The following is a 12,685-nucleotide window of genomic DNA, read 5'->3' on the forward strand; positions in this document are numbered from 1 at the left end:
CATGAACGAGTATGGGTAACGAATAAGTTACCCATACGTGAGCACGGTTAGGCCGTTCGCAAAAAAGGAATTTCTCAATGAAAAATTTATTTTCTCAGGTTATGAGAGGGGCTCTCTTTGTCTCATTTTTTTCAACTGTGCATGCGGGTGAGCTTGAAATTAAGCCAACTTTTGAAGCAACTTTTGGGGCCTTTAGTAGCGGTAAAAGCTATAACGGTGAAAACCTAGAGGATGAAAGAATCAATTGGCAAGAAGGTCATCTTAAATATGGTGCGAAGGGAAACTACACCTTTAAAAACAATCAGCTCTATGCAAGCCTAAGTGGTATTAGCTCGGCAACATTTGGTGATGGTGACGCCGGCCAAAATAGTAATGGCAAAGAACGTAAAACAGATGTGAATGAATGGATCATTGGTTTTAAAGACGGCACCAATAAAGATGAGTTAAGGGCCTATGATTTAAGTATAGGTCGACAAAATATTATGATTGGTGATGGGTTCTTCATTGCGGGTGATGCATTAAATCTCGGTAAAGTTCCTGCGGACGGCACATTAGATCGGGGCGGGGCATATTATCTAGCAGCTCGTCGAAGCTTCGATTTTACAAGTTTGCTTCAATACAAACCGCAAGAGAATACAACGTTAAAGCTGGCTTATTTAAAGTCAGACAATAAAGCACAATTTTCACCTGAACTCTTTGTGACTGATCTGATGTATCAGCTTAAAGATAAGGGTGTTGGGTTTACCTATTTAAACGTATTAGACCTTAAAGATGATGAACAGACTTCAGGACGACAAGACCTTAAAAACTATGCTTTACGTTTGAATTATCAACCTTTACTAGAGCTACAAGTTAAAACTGAGTTTGTGGTTCAAGATAAAAAAGATAGCCACGAAAATGCTGGGTACTTAGCACTGAACTATAACTTTTTATCTTCAAAATATACCCCCTCATTAGGTTACCGTTTTAGCCATTTTTCAGACCAATACGACCCCATGTTTTATGGAAATACAGTCGGCTTTGGCACATGGTTTCAGGGAGAGGTTGCTGGAAATTATGCTGGCCCATTCAATAAAAATGCAGATATCCATCAAGTCTCTTACAGTATGAATCTAAAAGAAAATTTCATGTTAGGTGCTTTGGCCTATAAGTTCACAACAGTAAATAAGTCTTTAAGTAATGTGGATGGACATGAGCTGGATGTGTTCTCGGTTTGGTCCGTCAATAAAAAACTTAACGTTATTCCGTTGGTTGGACTCTATAAACCAAAACACGATATCCAGAGTGGCGGCACTCAAAACTACGATGACAAAGCCAATGTGTATGCGCAGTTGATTCTGCAATACATCTACTAATAGATCCTTTTAAATAAATTGAGAGAAATAAAAATGAGTGAAGTACAGATTTTAGCAAGCGTACAGCAATTTATGGCGCGTCAACATGGACATTTTATTGATGGAAAATTAGTTGCTGCTGAGCATTTAGATAAAGTAGATATTGTAAATCCATCGACTGAACAAGTGGTTGCTCAAATTAGTATTGGTAGTCAACACGATGTTGAAAGTGCCGTGAAAAGTGCTGAAAATGCTTTTCAAAATGCTTGGGCTGAAACGACGCCGTATGAACGTGGCGTTAAACTAAACAAGTTAGCAGATTTAATTGAGCAATATGGTGAAGAACTTGCTCAGCTCGAGACTTTATCTACTGGAAAACTCATCAATATTTCCCGCCATCTTGAAGTGGCACAATCTGTTATTTTCTTAAGATATTTTGCAGGGTGGGCAACCAAAATTAATGGCCAAACCATGCAACCTTCTATTCCTTCTATGCAAGGTGAGAAATATACGGCCTTTACTTTAAGACAACCAATTGGCGTGGTTGCAGGGATTGTGCCTTGGAATTTTTCACTCATGATTGGTGTATGGAAAATCGGTTCAGCTTTAACAACTGGCTGTACCATTGTGCTTAAACCAAGTGAGTTTGCCAGCTTATCTTTATTACGTTTAGCTGAACTTGCCATTGAGGCAGGTATTCCGGCAGGTGTGATTAATGTGGTTACAGGTAAGGGCGATACAGGGCAATATTTAATTGAGTCACCGCTCGTTAAGAAAGTCTCATTTACAGGTTCAGTTCCAACCGGCATTGCGATTGGTAAACTCGCGATGAGCAGAGATTTAACCCGTGTCAGTCTGGAATTGGGTGGAAAAAATGCGATTGCCGTTTTAGCTGATGCAAATATTGATGAAATTTTGCCGACTTTATTGCAAGCAACTTTTGTACATCAAGGTCAGGTTTGTGCATCGCCAGAGCGTTTTTTTGTACACCATACAAAACATGATGAACTTGTCGAGAAACTCTCTAAAGCACTCTCTAGTTTCAAAATTGGATCGGCTATGGATGAGGGAAGTATGTTTGGTCCACTCTCTAATCAGCCACATTTTAATAAAGTGAAACATTATTTAGATATGGCCAAAGCCAACAACCAGATTATTGCTGGAGGTGAGGCTTTAGATCAGACAGGGTATTTTGTACAACCGACTTTAATTTCCTTTAAAAATACGGATGATCCTTTATTTTCAGAGGAAACTTTTGGTCCAGTAGTCGGGGTAATGCCATTCGAAACTGATGAAGAACTTATTCAGCTTATGAATCAGTCGCGCTTTGGTTTAACCGCAAGTATCTGGACAAATGACTTATCTAAAGCTTTGCGTTTAATTCCTAAGATTGAAGTAGGGACCTTGTGGGTCAATATGCATACGTTCTTAGACCCATCAGTTCCATTTGGCGGGGTAAAAGCTTCAGGAATTGGCAGAGAGTTTTCAGATGCATTTATTGAAGATTACACCGAATTAAAATCGGTGATGATTCGGTATTAATTTTAAAAACTAAATGCAGATATAAAAAATGGCCCTATAGGCCATTTTTTTGAATCATTAAATTAACCTAATAAAAAATCCTTTAGGATTTTATTAAAAGTTTCAGGCTGTTCTACATTGGAAATATGAGATGCTTCTATTTCTGCAAGTTGTGATTGTGGAATGCGTTGCTGCATAAATTCACCATCTGCAACAGTCGTTACTGGGTCTTGAGTTCCAGCAATCACCAATACAGAAATTTTAATATCTTTTAATTGCTCTCGGACATCCGCTTTAGCCAAAGCCTCACAACAATTGGCATAACCCATTGCGCTGCCAGCACTTAAGTCGTTACACAGGTTGTTGACAATTGAAGCATGACTTTGGATAAAGGGATCTGTAAACCATCGCGAAGCTGCTGTGGCTGCGATTGGCTGTAAACCTTGCTCACGTACTAATTTTGCACGGTCAAGCCATGCCTGTTCTTGTCCAATTTTAGCGGCAGTGTTTGCCACAACTACATGACTAAAACGGTCAGGGTAGTGAATTGCCAGCCATTGACCAGTTAAACCGCCCATAGAAATACCACAAAAAGCAGCTTTGCTAATATTTAGATGGTCAAGTAAATGGATAACGTCTTCACCTAGTTGCGCTATAGTGTATGGACCGTCAGGCGTAGATGATGAACCGTGACCACGAGTGTCATAGCAGATCACAAAAAATTGATCTTTTAACTCATTAAACTGTTTTTGCCACATACCATAATTGGTGCCCAAAGAATTGGAAAACACCAGAGCAGGGGAAGATGGCTCGCCAAAGGTTTGATAGTTGATTTGTGCATCGGCAGATTGAAAAGATGGCATGTGTTTCTCCTTAAAGTGCTTCAACACGTTCAATAATCAAAGCAATACCTTGACCTACACCAATACACATTGAACATAAGGCATAACGACCACCTGTTTGCTCAAGCTGGTTTAAGGCTGTAGTTACGAGGCGTGCACCTGATGCACCAAGTGGATGACCCAAAGCAATGGCACCGCCGTTTGGATTTATCTTGTCAGAGTTATCTGGTAAACCTAAATCACGGGTCACGGCCAAAGCCTGTGCAGCAAAGGCTTCATTTAGCTCAACCACATCCATCTGATCTAAAGTCAGGTTGGCTTGTTTAAGTAGTTTTTTAATCGCTGGTGCCGGAGCAAAGCCCATAATGCGTGGTTCTACACCCACTGCTGTTGAAGCAATGATCTTGGCACGCGGTTTGAGGTTGTAAGCTTGAACTGCTTCATCAGAAGCAATCAGTAGAGCTGCTGCACCATCGTTAATCCCTGAAGCATTCCCCGCAGTGATTGTGCCATCTGCTTTAACTACAGGTTTAAGTTTGCTTAAGCCTTCAAGTGTGGTGGATGCACGTGGATGTTCATCGCTATCAATCACAACAGCATCCCCCTTACGCTGAGGGATTTCAACTGCCACAATTTCTTTAGAAAAAAAGCCTTTGGCTTGCGCGCTTGCGGTGCGTTGTTGGCTCACCAAGGCAAACTGGTCCTGATCTGCACGATTCACGTTAAACTGTTCAGCCACGTTTTCGGCAGTCTGGGGCATGGTGTCTACACCATACAATTCTTTAAGTTTCGGGTTAATGAAGCGCCATCCCATGGTGGTGTCTTCAATCTTCTGGCTACGGCCAAAAGCACTGTCAGACTTACCCATCACATAAGGTGCACGGCTCATGCTTTCCACACCACCTGCAATCACCAAGTTTGCCTCACCTGCTTTAATGGCACGGGCAGCAATGGCAATGGCATCGAGTGAAGAACCGCATAAACGGTTAATGGTGGTTGCTGGTACTTGATACGGCAAACCTGCAAGCAGTGCTGACATACGGCCAACGTTACGGTTATCTTCACCGGCTTGGTTGGCACAGCCATAGATCACATCATCGACCTGTTCCCAATCTACATTTGGGTTACGCTGGATTAAAGCTTTAATCGGCACAGCACCAAGGTCATCGGCACGGACAGGAGCAAGACCACCGGCATAACGGCCGAATGGGGTACGGATGGCATCGATGATATAAGCGTTTTTCATTCTAACTTTCGTCCTTTACTTCAGGCCTTTTAGCCATTCTCCGTAGATATTTCACGGTGGCGACATGGATGTCGCCGTGTTGCTCAGCACAACAGGGAAGTTGTGTCTGAGTAACAAAGGTTTTTGGTTACTTTTTTTTAAAAAGTGACACGAATTAGCTGGTGGCATCTGGCTTAAACAGATAAGACTCCGTTGAGATGCTTTATAAATTTTCATATCAATGAATAACATCACGGCTGCAATTTACTGTGATATCCGTAGGTCTGTTGTATAAGCAATACCTTACTTTTGAAAGGTCAAAAGTAACAAAAACCTTTGTTGAACAGAGGAGGCTTCCATGCCTCCCTGTCCAACGGGCGACATCCATGTCGCCTGTCACGATAGCGAATACATTTTCGTAACCGCTTTACTCAAAACTTTTGCTTTAACTCGTAATTGGATGCTGTATAAACCTTACCCTTGAGTCGCATCAATCAAAGTTGCACCAGTTAAAGCCTGTAACTCATCAAAGCTAAGACCTTCCACTTTCTCAATCACCTTTAAACCATCTTTGGTCACATCAATCACACAAAGATCGGTGTAAATACGATCTACGCAGTGCTTACCTGTAACCGGATAAGTGAGCTCAGCCACAATCTTCGGTTCACCTTGTTTGGTCACATGGTCTGTGGTGATAAATACTTTTTTAGCACCTACAGCCAAATCCATCGCACCACCCACGGCAGGAATCGCATCGGGAGCACCCGTGTGCCAGTTCGCCAAATCACCATTCGCTGCAACCTGAAATGCGCCAAGCACGGCAATATCAAGGTGACCACCACGCATCATGGCAAAGGAGTCGCCATGGTGGAAAAAGCTGCCGCCTTCAAGCATGGTCACGAACTCTTTACCCGCATTAATCAGTTCAGGGTCTTCTTCACCTGCCGCTGGTGGTGGGCCAAAAGCCAACAGGCCATTTTCAGAATGAAGGAAAATATCTTTATCGTTAGGTAAGTAACTAGCGATCTTGGTTGGTAAGCCAATGCCCAAATTCACATAGGCACCATCTGGAATATCTTGTGCCACACGTTTTGCAATCTGGTCACGGCTGAGTTTCTGGTAGCTCATGTTATTTCTCCTTATTGCTTACTGTGCGGGCTGTACTTGTACAACGTGCTGTACAAAAATACCTGGGGTGATGATGTGTTCTGGATCTAGGCCACCGAGTTCAACCACTTCAGAAACCTGAGCAATCGTGACATCTGCAGCCATGGCCATAATTGGGCCAAAGTTACGTGCAGATTTACGGTAAACCAGATTGCCCCAGCGGTCGCCCTTATAGGCTTTAATCAAGGCAAAATCAGCCTTGATCGGATATTCGAGTACGTAATCTTTACCATCAATTTGACGAGTTTCTTTGCCTTCAGCTAAAAGTGTTCCAAAACCTGTTGGTGTAAATACAGCACCTAAACCCATACCAGCAGCTTGAATACGACACGCCAGATTACCCTGTGGAACCACTTCAAGCTCAACTTTCCCAGCACGGTAAAGTTCATCAAACACATAAGAGTCTGACTGACGAGGGAAAGAACAAATCACTTTTTTAACCGAACCAGCCTTAAGCAGTTTAGCCAAGCCATAATCACCATTACCGGCGTTATTGCTGACAATAGTTAAATCTTTAATACCCAGTTCAATAAGACCGTCAATGAGTTCAGCGGGTTGTCCTGCGGTACCAAAACCACCAATTAGAATGGTTGCACCATCTTTAATTTGCGATAGAACCTCGCTTAGTGAGGACTTACTTTTGTCAATCATGTGAGAAACCTTAGAGCATGAGGTAACGTGATGTATTACTACCGCTAAAAATTTATTGAAATTCTTAATGGTAGTAATAAATGGAGTAAATTTTGTGAGTCAAAAGCGAACTTTTAACTCACATACACTTTCAATTAAGCACTAGCGCGACGACGTTCAACTTCAGTTGAAGGAGCGGCAGCGGCATCTTTAACAAGTTCGATGTTAAATGTGATGTGTTTGAAAGCGTGATCTAAACCACGGCGTTGAATTTCAGCAGGGTCAGTTACATCAACTGCTGTTGCCACTAAACCGTCACGAGTTGCGAAGGCAAAGTCGTCCCATAAGTACTCATCACCCTCAATGTTGAATTGAGTAGTCAGCTTGCGGAAACCTGGCGCAGAAACGAAGTAGTGAACGTGAGATGGACGGTTACCATGACGGCCTAATTTGTTAAGAAGGGCTTGAGTTGTACCTTCTGGCGGGCAACCATAACCAACAGGCATCGTGGTTAATGCAACATATTTACCATCTGCATCAGTCAAAATACTACGACGCAAGTTGAAGTCAGATTGAGACTTATCAAAGAATGAGTAGTTACCCAAACTGTTAGCATGCCATACTTCAACTTTAGCATTTTCAATGATATTGCCATCAGTATCGGTTACCGTACCTTCAATAATTAAGGTATCAATTTTGCCAGACTCAGTACCATCATCCATACGAGCAAAACCAACAGATTCAGGCGCACCAGCTACATAAAGTGGGCCTTCAATAGTACGTGGTGTTCCACCCGTAACGCCAGCTTTTGCATCAGCTTCATCAGCACGTAAATCAAGATAGTGCTCTAAACCTAAGCCAGCTGCTAAAAGTCCAAGTTCGTTTGCTTGGCCTGCATCGGTAAAATATTCCAAACCTTTCCAAACTTCAGAAGGTTGGATGTCTAAATCTTCAATGGCTTGAAATAAATCCCCGAGAAGGCGCACAACAATTTGTTGAACACGTGCATCGACTTCACCTTTAGCAGTGTCGACATTCATTTGTTTTACAAGCGCATCAATTTGTTGACGGTTCATACTAAAACTCCTTAAGTATGCAATACGGTTTTGGGTGGCAGCGCTGCGGGCATTTTGTTTTGCTAGCGAATAAGTGCCGCCACGTTCCTTGTTACCTTCTGAATAATCTGCTTGGTTTTTAAATGGACTTCAGAGATCACATTTAAAAAATTCTTTTGGTTTACGAATCATCATCACGAACAGAAGAAGGGTGGCGATTAAGTGCCATCACTTCAATGTCCATATATGGATAGAGAGGTAAGCCCTGTAAAATGTTGTGCAATTCCTCATTGCTCTCAACATCAAAAATACTGATATTTGAATACTGGCCTGTAATACGCCAGATATGACGCCATTTACCTTGGCGTTGTAATTCTTGCGAATAAGCTTTTTCAACAGCTTTAATTTCATTTGCTTTGTCGGCTGGCATATCAAGTGGAATATGCACATCCATACGTACATGAAATAACATGGGAAACTCCTTATCCTGTTGCCTTAACGACGTAATTTCTCAATCTTATCTTCATCAATTTCAATGCCTAAGCCCGGAGCTGTTGGCAAATGCAATTCAAAGTTTTCGTAACGTAGCGGCTCTTTTAAAATTTCTTCGGTCAGTAATAAAGGACCAAATAATTCAGTACCGAACGCTAACGTTTCAAAAGTTGCAAATGCATGAGCAGAAGCAATACTTCCTACAGGGCCTTCAAGCATGGTACCGCCATATAGGTCGATTCCAGCTAAACCAGCAATTTTGCCAACTTCACATGCTTCAATCAGGCCACCTGATTGTTCAATCTTCACGGCAAATACATCTGCACCATGATTTTTTGCAATACGGTATGCACTGTCAGGTCCAGTTAAAGCTTCATCCGCCATAATGGCTACATCAAAACGATGGGTGAGGCGAGCAAGTGCTTCGGTATTTTGAATTGCACATGGCTGTTCAATTAAATCGATTCCACCATCTTGGAGCTGTTGAATACCATGAATACATTCAAGTTCTGACCATGCACGGTTTACATCTACACGTACACTAACATCAGCACCTAATGCTTTTTTAATCGCAATCACATGGTCAACATCTTGCTGTAAAGGACGTGCACCAATTTTAAGCTTGAACGTGTTATGGCGCTTTAGCTCAATCATTTTGCGAGCTTCAGCAATATCTTTTTCCGTGTCACCAGACGCAAGCGTCCAAAGCACAGGTAAACTATTACGCAGACGTCCACCTAAAACTTCGCTTAATGGCACGCCTAAACGTTTGGCCTGAATATCAAGTAGGGCAGTCTGAATGGCACACTTGGCAAAGCGGTTACCATTAATATTTTTACGAATCAGTTTTAGCGTTTGTGCAACATTTAAATCTTTAACTGATGTCAGTAATGGTGCAAAGTAAGTATCAATGTTGGCTTTGACACTCTCAGGACTTTCTTCACCATAGTTCAGCCCACCAATGGTGGTGGCTTCACCCCAACCGACAATACCATCCGTGGTCGTAATTTTAACGAGTACCAAAGTCTGGGTACGCATAGTAGTCACAGACAACTGGTGAGGACGGATAGTTGGAATATCCACAAGTATGGTTTCTATGGTTCTATACATGAAGTTTCAACTATTACGAACTTGTTTGTATACCATAGAAGAATGTAATAGCCTAAAATAGATATAGAACGGTATTTTAAGATACTAAAAAGGTATATTAATGGAATTAAGACATCTACGTTATTTTGTTACCGTGGTTGAAGAACAGAGCCTGACCAAAGCCGCAGAAAAGCTTTTTATTGCCCAGCCGCCTTTAACACGCCAAATCAAAAAACTAGAAGAAGAATTAGGGATCGATTTATTCGAAAAAGGCTCTCGTCCATTAAAAGTAACGGAAGCAGGGCTGTTTTTTTACCAACATGCGGTGCAAATTTTAACGCATACTGCTCAAGCTGCTTCGATGGCTAAAAAAATGAAGCTAGTCGAGAACGTTGTTAAAGTGGGTTATGTGAGTTCACTTCTTTATGGACGATTACCACAGGTGATCTATCTATTTAGACAAAAAAATCCTGACATTCATGTTGAGCTTATTGAGTGTGGTACACGAGATCAGGTTGAAGCATTAAAACTCGGTAAAATCGATTTAGGTTTTGGGCGCTTGCCGATTAGTGACCCAGCAATTAAGCGGCTTCTGCTCAGAAAAGAAAAGTTAAAACTCGCAATCCATAAAAAACACCCATTAAGTGAATTTCAAGATTCAGGAATTTATTTATCTCAAATTATTAATGAGACGATTTTTTCTTATCCAACCACACCTAAACCAAATTTTTCGACCACTATTCAAGCTTTATTTACCAAATTAGGTCTAGTTCCAGCCAAACTGACAGAAGTCCGCGAAATTCATATGGCACTTGGCTTAGTAGCATCCGGGGAAGGTATTTGTATTATTCCAGAAAGTGCCTGTGATATTGGTATGAAGAATTTAACTTACTTAAATATCTTGGATTTAGAAGCCTATAGTCCAATCTCTCTATCCATGCGCAACATGGATCAAAGTTCCTATATTCCTAAAATTTTAGATTGCATTGAAGAGATTTATAGCGAAGAAGATGTGTCTAGAAACTTGAATTTATAAACCTTTAAGGTTCTTAAAGTGGATATTTCATGTTATTTTAAAACTTTAAACCTATAGGTAATATGTATAAGGAATTATTGAATGAGAAAAATTTTAGGTTTAGTTTCACTTATTATGTCTACTAGCGTTGTACATGCAGAACAATTAAAAGAACAAGAAAAAACCTCTCCATATAGCGCAAATGTTACTTTTGCTAGTCAATATATTTCACGTGGTTTCCAACAAACATGGGGTAAACCAGCCTTACAAGGTGGATTGGATTATGCCAATCCTAATGGTTTTTTTGTAGGGACTTGGGCATCAAGTGTCAGCTCTAACTATCTGCGAGATGCCTCGGTTGAATGGGATTTTTATACAGGTTATTTAAAAACAATCGATAAATTTTCAATTGGGATGTCGGTTTTTTACTACTACTACCCAGGTGCGAAAAGTACACCAGAAACGGGGAGTAGCAGTTATAACTATGGTGAGATCGTACCTCAAATTGGCTATGGTCCTTTAAGCCTTAAATACTTTGTGACTTACACACCAGATTATGCTGGTTATAACTCTAAAACCATGGGGGGACCTGCTGGTAAAAGGTCGAGAGGATCAAGTTATTTAGATCTTAACTTTACCCAGCCTATCAGTGATACTTGGACTTTTGGCGCTCACTATGGCTATGAAAGAATCAAAAACTTTTCAGAGTCGAATTTTCAGGATGTTAAAGCCGAACTTATTAAAGATTTAGGTGATGGTTGGAGTACAGGACTAGCGTATACAAAAGCATGGGATAAAAATGCTTATTATAAAAAGTATAGCAATGGTGAGGCAGGCGCACCTGTTTCAAATCCGATCGATTCGACTTTTACAGTATCTGTAAAAAAGGTGTTCTAAGTTAAATTTATAAGTAATGCCTAATTAACTACGCTTGAAAAGATACCTCTAAATTCGAAATTTCAAACGTAGTTAAAATGGACTTTTTATTTATGCTTTTAAATTAATTACGGTAGGCAAATTAAGCACTATCTGAGCATCCTCAACTACATCTAAACGGAGAATTTGTGAAGTGCCAAGTTCATTTAGCACCTTTACATTAATTGACCGAGTAGCTAATGCTGTATATTTCAAGACGTGTTAATTTAGAACCAGTTCAGAAACTATAAGTTTAAAGTTAACTTTAAAGTCAAGTTTTTAATTTTGATTATGAAAGACTTTGACATTTAAATGAAATAAAAAAGGGGAAAGATGAGAAGAATTTAAGAAGGTACTTTCATATAAATTTGATTTTAAAAATACAATTAAGGTGATTGACCTTAAAGTTAACTTTAAGCTTAGTATAACTATCTAACTAAACTCTTATAACGAATCAACAAGTAGTTTTTCATCAGGAGAACAAAGATGGGATATGTAACCACAAAAGACGGCGTAGAAATTTTTTATAAAGATTGGGGACCACGTGATGCCCAAGTTCTATTTTTTCATCACGGTTGGCCTTTAAGTTCAGATGATTGGGATACACAGTTGCTTTTTTTCCTTAAAGAAGGTTTTCGTGTAGTTGCTCATGACCGCCGTGGACATGGGCGTTCGAGTCAGGTGTGGGATGGTCATGATATGGACCATTACGCAGATGACGTTGCAGAAGTGGTTAAACATCTGAATATTAAAAATTCAATTCATATTGGCCACTCAACAGGTGGCGGTGAAGTGGCTCACTATATTGCACGCCATGGTCAGGAAAATGTTAAGAAAGCTGTTCTTGTGAGTGCAGTTCCGCCATTGATGGTTAAAACTGAAAATAATCCTGAAGGTTTACCAAAAGAAGTTTTTGACGATCTGCAAAATCAGGTTCTCACAAACCGTGCACAATTTTTCCGAGACCTTCCATCTGGCCCATTCTATGGTTTTAACCGACCAGATGCGAAACCATCTGAAGGCATTATTGCTAACTGGTGGCGTCAGGGTATGACAGGCAGTGCAAAAGCACATTACGACGGTATTGTGGCATTCTCACAAACTGACTTCACCGAAGATTTAAAGAAAATCACTATTCCTGTTTTGGTATTACATGGTGACGACGACCAGATCGTGCCTTATAAGACGTCTGGTGTGAAATCTGCTGAGTTACTTCAAAATAGCCAACTCAAAATCTACCCAGGTTTTTCTCACGGCATGTTAACTGTAAATCATGAAGTGATTAACGCTGACTTGTTGGCGTTTATTCGTGAATAATTTAAAGCTTTAAACTTTAAAAAAGAGGCCTATTAAGTGCCTCTTTTTTATTTATAAGCAAATGAAATTGAAAGTAATAAATA

General features: G+C 40.5%; 13 protein-coding genes and 1 pseudogene. 6 read left to right on the plus strand and 8 right to left on the minus strand.

The genetic code is table 11. The features are described from left to right. Positions 1-137: 137 nt before the first annotated feature. Both ACLCEG_RS00865 and ACLCEG_RS00870 read left to right on the plus strand, forming a co-directional pair. Positions 138-1,355, plus strand: coding sequence for a hypothetical protein (locus ACLCEG_RS00865; protein WP_410566522.1), 1,218 nt, complete (start codon positions 138-140; stop codon positions 1,353-1,355). A gap of 33 nt (positions 1,356-1,388) precedes the next feature. Beyond that, entirely contained in the window at positions 1,389-2,876 is a 1,488-nt protein-coding gene (locus tag ACLCEG_RS00870) for an NAD-dependent phenylacetaldehyde dehydrogenase (RefSeq protein ID WP_410565059.1), read from the plus strand. 62 nt (positions 2,877-2,938) lie between these two features. Here the strand turns inward: ACLCEG_RS00870 and pcaD are convergent, their stop codons facing one another. Beyond that, a complete protein-coding gene (gene pcaD, locus ACLCEG_RS00875; protein ID WP_410565062.1) occupies positions 2,939-3,718 on the minus strand; it encodes a 3-oxoadipate enol-lactonase in 780 nt (259 codons plus the stop codon). 10 nt (positions 3,719-3,728) lie between these two features. Further along, positions 3,729-4,943, minus strand: a complete 1,215-nt coding sequence (pcaF, locus tag ACLCEG_RS00880; RefSeq protein WP_410565064.1) for a 3-oxoadipyl-CoA thiolase — start codon at positions 4,941-4,943, stop codon at positions 3,729-3,731. 337 nt (positions 4,944-5,280) lie between these two features. Here pcaF and ACLCEG_RS00885 point away from each other — a divergent pair, with 337 nt between their 5' ends. Further along, positions 5,281-5,406, plus strand: a complete 126-nt coding sequence (locus tag ACLCEG_RS00885) for a hypothetical protein (RefSeq protein ID WP_410565067.1) — start codon at positions 5,281-5,283, stop codon at positions 5,404-5,406. Here the strand turns inward: ACLCEG_RS00885 and ACLCEG_RS00890 are convergent. The 5 genes from ACLCEG_RS00890 to ACLCEG_RS00910 form a co-directional block, all read right to left on the minus strand. After that, positions 5,397-6,050: a 3-oxoacid CoA-transferase subunit B gene (locus tag ACLCEG_RS00890; RefSeq protein ID WP_004792076.1), complete on the minus strand. Its 654-nt coding sequence runs from the start codon at positions 6,048-6,050 to the stop codon at positions 5,397-5,399. The two genes, ACLCEG_RS00885 and ACLCEG_RS00890, sit on opposite strands and share 10 nt — an antisense overlap. Positions 6,051-6,068: 18 nt before the next feature. Continuing rightward, a complete protein-coding gene (locus ACLCEG_RS00895) occupies positions 6,069-6,740 on the minus strand; it encodes a 3-oxoacid CoA-transferase subunit A (protein ID WP_019458830.1) in 672 nt (223 codons plus the stop codon). 134 nt (positions 6,741-6,874) lie between these two features. Further along, positions 6,875-7,795 carry a catechol 1,2-dioxygenase gene (gene catA, locus ACLCEG_RS00900; protein ID WP_019458831.1) on the minus strand — a complete coding sequence of 307 codons (921 nt, stop codon included), beginning with the start codon at positions 7,793-7,795 and terminating at the stop codon, positions 6,875-6,877. A gap of 160 nt (positions 7,796-7,955) precedes the next feature. Then, on the minus strand, positions 7,956-8,246 hold the full coding sequence (gene catC, locus ACLCEG_RS00905; RefSeq protein WP_060466463.1) for a muconolactone Delta-isomerase: 291 nt from the start codon (positions 8,244-8,246) through the stop codon (positions 7,956-7,958). Positions 8,247-8,269: 23 nt separating this feature from the next. Continuing rightward, entirely contained in the window at positions 8,270-9,376 is a 1,107-nt protein-coding gene (locus ACLCEG_RS00910) for a muconate/chloromuconate family cycloisomerase (protein ID WP_039252198.1), read from the minus strand. A gap of 100 nt (positions 9,377-9,476) precedes the next feature. Here ACLCEG_RS00910 and ACLCEG_RS00915 point away from each other — a divergent pair, with 100 nt between their 5' ends. Continuing rightward, positions 9,477-10,391, plus strand: a complete 915-nt coding sequence (locus ACLCEG_RS00915; protein WP_077163271.1) for a LysR family transcriptional regulator — start codon at positions 9,477-9,479, stop codon at positions 10,389-10,391. Between the two features lie 81 nt (positions 10,392-10,472). Further along, positions 10,473-11,267, plus strand: a complete 795-nt coding sequence (locus ACLCEG_RS00920; RefSeq protein ID WP_100193529.1) for a TorF family putative porin — start codon at positions 10,473-10,475, stop codon at positions 11,265-11,267. A 90-nt stretch (positions 11,268-11,357) separates the two neighbouring features. On the opposite strand, the pseudogene ACLCEG_RS00925 reads toward ACLCEG_RS00920, so the two are convergent. Next, positions 11,358-11,459, minus strand: a pseudogene (locus ACLCEG_RS00925) (acetoacetate decarboxylase); the annotation flags it as partial. A 312-nt stretch (positions 11,460-11,771) separates the two neighbouring features. Between ACLCEG_RS00925 and ACLCEG_RS00930 the strand changes: the two are divergent. Beyond that, positions 11,772-12,602 (plus strand): alpha/beta fold hydrolase, encoded by an 831-nt coding sequence (locus ACLCEG_RS00930; RefSeq protein ID WP_240061210.1) that lies wholly within the window; start codon positions 11,772-11,774, stop codon positions 12,600-12,602. Positions 12,603-12,685: the final 83 nt, after the last annotated feature.

The organism is Acinetobacter sp. H1(2024) (assembly GCF_046557555.1).
GTDB classification, from domain to species: Bacteria; Pseudomonadota; Gammaproteobacteria; order Pseudomonadales; family Moraxellaceae; genus Acinetobacter; species Acinetobacter seifertii.